The 3,319-nt window shown below is 35.8% G+C and carries 3 protein-coding genes; 2 read left to right on the top strand and 1 reads right to left on the bottom strand.

Annotated features, from left to right (window positions below; translation table 11 throughout):
• Positions 1 to 228: 228 nt before the first annotated feature.
• Entirely contained in the window at positions 229 to 1,647 is a 1,419-nt protein-coding gene (locus V7137_RS08640) for a sigma-54 interaction domain-containing protein (protein ID WP_335697706.1), read from the top strand.
• Between the two features lie 218 nt (positions 1,648 to 1,865).
• Positions 1,866 to 2,072, top strand: coding sequence for a methionine aminopeptidase (locus tag V7137_RS08635; protein WP_335697705.1), 207 nt, complete (start codon positions 1,866 to 1,868; stop codon positions 2,070 to 2,072).
• Between the two features lie 129 nt (positions 2,073 to 2,201).
• Here the strand turns inward: V7137_RS08635 and V7137_RS08630 are convergent, their stop codons facing one another.
• Positions 2,202 to 3,233 carry a VanW family protein gene (locus V7137_RS08630; protein ID WP_335697704.1) on the bottom strand — a complete coding sequence of 344 codons (1,032 nt, stop codon included), beginning with the start codon at positions 3,231 to 3,233 and terminating at the stop codon, positions 2,202 to 2,204.
• Positions 3,234 to 3,319: the final 86 nt, after the last annotated feature.

Raw genomic sequence — 3,319 nt, 5'->3', positions numbered from 1 at the left:
GTTTGCATGCACAAAAAAATTTTGCGCCTATACTGCAAAATTACATTTACCATGAAAAGGGATAGTTATATTTTTCAAAATAGACCAAATAAAGGTCAGCTATTGCCAATGCCAATTTTCTTTGCAAAATTCTCACTTTTTTTATAAAACTGCAAAACTATTTTGCATTATTACGTTTTATTTGGTTAAATAGGTGCATAAAGGATTAATAAAAGGGAATGAATGAGGATGGAGAAAACAAATCATACAGTTAGTTATTTACAATATGTAAATCGGATGTATAAGCGGATCTTAGACGAAGTAGATGTGGGTGTCCATGCCGTAGATGAAACAGGGAAAACGATTATTTATAATAAAAAAATGATGCAAATGGAGTCTATGGATCATCAAGATGTTATTGATAAAAACCTTCTAGATGTATTTATGTTTAAAGACGACCAATCTAGTACACTAGTAAAAGCGCTGCAAGAAGGCAAAGAAACGATTAACGTAAAACAAACTTATTTTAATAACAAAGGCCGCGAAATTTCGACCATTAACAATACTATTCCAATTTATCAGAATGAAAAACTTCAAGGCGCTGTCGAAATTGCCAAGGATGTAACAAAGCTAGAGCGACTTATGAAAGGCAATATGAATAAGGGGGCTACTCGATACACGTTTGATAAAATCATTGGAGACAGCCCAGCTATTCAAGAAGTCATAGAATCTGCTAAGCGCGCAACCCGAACCTCTTCCTATGTTTTAATCGTTGGAGATACAGGTACTGGGAAGGAACTTTTTGCTCAAAGTATTCACAACGGGAGTAATCGTTTATCTGCTCCGTTTATTTCACAAAACTGCGCTGCATTACCAGATAATCTAATTGAAAGTCTTCTGTTTGGAACAAAGCGAGGTGCGTTTACGGGGGCTGTCGATACCCCAGGCTTATTTGAGCAGGCGAATGGTGGAACCCTGCTTCTTGATGAGATTAACTCTTTGAATCTTAATCTTCAGGCAAAATTACTTCGAGTTCTTCAAGAAAAAACGATTAGGCGAATCGGTGATACGAAGGATACACCCGTTGATGTTCGAGTCATCGCTAACATGAATGAAGATCCGATCGATGCAATTGCTAATGATCGAATGCGTAAAGACTTATACTATCGACTAGGAGTCGTTACCATTTTTGTACCATCTCTAAAAGACCGGAAAGAAGATATTCCCTTATTAGTCCAGCATTTTATCAAAAAATACAATGAGTTGTTTCAGATGACTGTAAAAGGGTTGACTGAGGAGGTTCGACAGTCTTTCTTTGAATATGACTGGCTTGGAAATGTTCGGGAACTTGAACATATAATTGAAGCAGCTATGAACATTATGATCGATGAAGAATGGATTTCCTATTCCCATTTACCTTATCAATATCGAAGCAAAATGCAAATGAAAGAGAGAATGATCCCCCTTTCAACAGTTGATACCTTTATCAAGGAAAATTCGGAAGCAGCGGTACCGCTAAAATATCAAATGGAATTATTTGAAAAATCCTATATTGATCATGTATTATCTAGAAATGATTTTAATATCTCTCGGACTGCTAATCTCCTTGGGCTTAGTAGGCAAAGCTTACAATATCGAATGAAGAAATTGAACATTACCGGAAAATAAGATTTAACCAAACGCGCGGAAAGCTATTTTAGCTTTCTGTTTTTTTATTATCTAGCACAAAACCAAGTGATTTCACATAAAATTATTATAGAAGAGTAATGAAGTTTGATAAATGGAATCTTTTATTCCACTGAATTCCCTATTAGCAATAAAATAATACAAGCATAATAATTCCATTTTTTCTCCATACTAAGAAGAAAAAAGATGAGGTGAATAAAATGGGACTACTTAACTCTTTTAACCAATGGAAAGAATCAAAATACCAAAATCATGTCACTAATATGAAGGATCAAGGCAAATGTCCAGATTGTCATGGCCGCGGCTATACCGTGTACCCTTATAATGAATTTGCCTATTTCAATTCATTTGAATGTCCAGGATGTCAAGGCACAGGTCAATACGCAGATTGGGAAGAAATGCAGTAATTTTATCCGAATCTATCCCTTTCAGAAAAAAATGAAAATCCCTCCATTATTTCCGTTTATTCGGATTAATGAAGGGATTCTTTTTTCATTTATGGTATCATTTTATTTGGGAAATTCACAATTTACTTGTTAGATTCGTTTCTTAAGTTGACTTTGATAAGTTTTTGACGTCCTTACTTCAACCGTTAGTGACCCTCCGTTTACAATTGCTTTTAAAATTAAAGGTACACCCGTTGTATTTTTAAATCTAAAATCTTTACCTCCATAAGAAACAGTCGCATCTCTTCCTTTTGGCACGTAACCAACTGTTAAGGAATGATGGTGTTTTTCGATATATTGTACCTCCAGTTGATCGATGGCATTATACAAAGTAGAAGAAGTTTGACAGATTCCACCACCATAACCTTCAACTAATTTCCCGTAATTTATCTCTGGTGCTTTTTGATATCCGTGTTCGGCATCACTCGGGCCAACTGTTGTATTATAGGAGAAAGAATCATTCGTTCCAAGGATGATATTATTTATTGCCTTAGCTGATAGTTCAATATTTTTAGTTCTTCCCACAGTACCACTATTAAAATGGGTGGTATATGAAGCTACTAAGACATCATCTAATTCGGAAGCCTCCTCAGCTTGATATCCACTTGCATTTATATATATAGGTAATTCCACATTGCCGCCTTTTTCTGATACCAACATAATCTTCTCGGCCAACTCTTCTTCTTCAAGGATTTGTTGCGGAGTACCTTTGATGATCGTACCATCGTCATCCAGTTTATCGAGAACCATTCGTTTGTCGTAACCAGGTTTCGATTCGGTTCCACGAGCTAATTCTCTTATTATTTTCGCTATTTCAACTTTATAATTGGCAGGATTTGTTATATACCCTAGATCCTTTGTATTAAAAGTTTTAACAACGTCCTTCGTATTCGGGTCAACGATATTGACATAAACAGGCCTTGCTTCTTCCCGCTTCCGTTCTTCTTCTCGTTTCTTTGCTTCTGCCAACTTCTTTTCTTCTAGTAGTTTTTTCTCATTTTCGATTTTTTCCTGCTGTTCCGCTGCTTTTGCTTCTTTTTCTTTTGCAGTTTGTGCCGTACATCCAGTTCCAATTAAACAGACTGCCACTAGTAGTGAAATTACCCAATTTCGCTTTGCCATTTTCTCCCACTTTACTCCTTTTTGTATAGCCTTATGCCCTTTTATAATGTTAGACGGTATTGTATGAAATTTGTTTCATATCATTC

Origin of the sequence: Neobacillus drentensis, assembly GCF_036962765.1 — a bacterium.
Taxonomy (GTDB): Bacteria; Bacillota; Bacilli; order Bacillales; family Cytobacillaceae; genus Neobacillus; species Neobacillus drentensis_C.
The sequence above is the reverse complement of the archived record's forward strand: the minus strand, read 5'-3'. Positions and strand labels throughout refer to the sequence as shown.